Annotated in this window: 1 protein-coding gene and 1 riboswitch; the gene reads right to left on the bottom strand. The window is 60.1% G+C overall.

Translation table 11 applies throughout. The features are described 5' to 3' along the window. Positions 1-54 precede the first annotated feature (54 nt). Positions 55-218: riboswitch (ZMP/ZTP riboswitch) on the bottom strand. A 14-nt stretch (positions 219-232) separates the two neighbouring features. Next, the coding region (locus tag AC097L_RS26360; protein ID WP_479589639.1) for a lytic transglycosylase domain-containing protein at positions 233-1,029 on the bottom strand (797 nt) is incomplete at its 5' end.

The following is a 1,029-nucleotide window of genomic DNA, read 5'->3' as shown; positions in this document are numbered from 1 at the left end:
GTACATGGCAGTCCTTTAACCTGGTAGTCAAGACGGTGGTCCTTGCGGTGAAGCAAGTGCTGCCCAGGCGAACGGCTGAACACCAAGGATTTCGAGGCCTTGGCGGTACGCTTCCCAGTGGTTGCCCGGTGGGCCTTGTGAAAAAGCCTGCACCGGTGGTCCACGTCAGCGTGAGCACCCGCAAGGGGTCACGCCTATCGCCAGTTGCGTACCTCATTAGTGTAACGGAGGCTTAGTAGTTGGCGAGCAAGGCGACTTTGTCTTCCTCTGCCGGAGCTTGTGTCTTCAATGCGGGTGCAACTACCGGTACGGAACGCGGGGCGGCGGTGGATGTCGCGCGGCCCGCCGCGACCTGTTGCAGGCGGCCGTGCTCGGCCATCACTTTGCTTGTATAACCACCATCGTCCGGGATGTTGGCTGCACCCACGTAGTAGCGCAGGCCGCCTTCTACCGAGCCTGCGCGGGCAATGCATTCCTGCAAGACCTTGACCCCTACGCGCAAATTGGTCAAGGGATCAAATGCCGCCAATTTTCCGCCGAATACATCGTATTTTTCTGTGTGGACACGGGTCATTACCTGCATCAGACCTTGGGCCCCCACGGGGCTTTGGGCGAAGGGATTGAAACCCGACTCGATGGCCATCACCGCCAAGATCAAGGTGGGGTCCAGTTTGGCGCGCTTGCCGAGGTCGTACGCCTCCGCAACCAGGGCGCTGACCGGTTCAGCCGCCACGCGGTATTTTTTGCTAAGCCAATAAGCCACGGCGGCCTGTTGCTTGGGCAGGTCTTGCGGATTGCTGGCGGTGGCGCGGTCTACCGCGTCGACATTGGCATCTGCCACCCATTCGGTGTCGGTGTCGGTGCCGGGCACGACCTGGCGCTCTTGCAGCCAGCCCATCAGTTGGACCTCTGCAATCTGGCGCAAATCAGGCCGGGCGGTCATGGTCACGACCGAAAATGCGACCACCAAGCCCAGCAGGGCAAATCCGTTATGGGTAATCTCAAAAAAGCCTTGCGCAATATCTGCTG

The sequence above is a fragment of the Rhodoferax sp. RT5P35 genome, from assembly GCF_056521385.1.
This window is presented reverse-complemented; position numbering and strand designations above follow the sequence as displayed.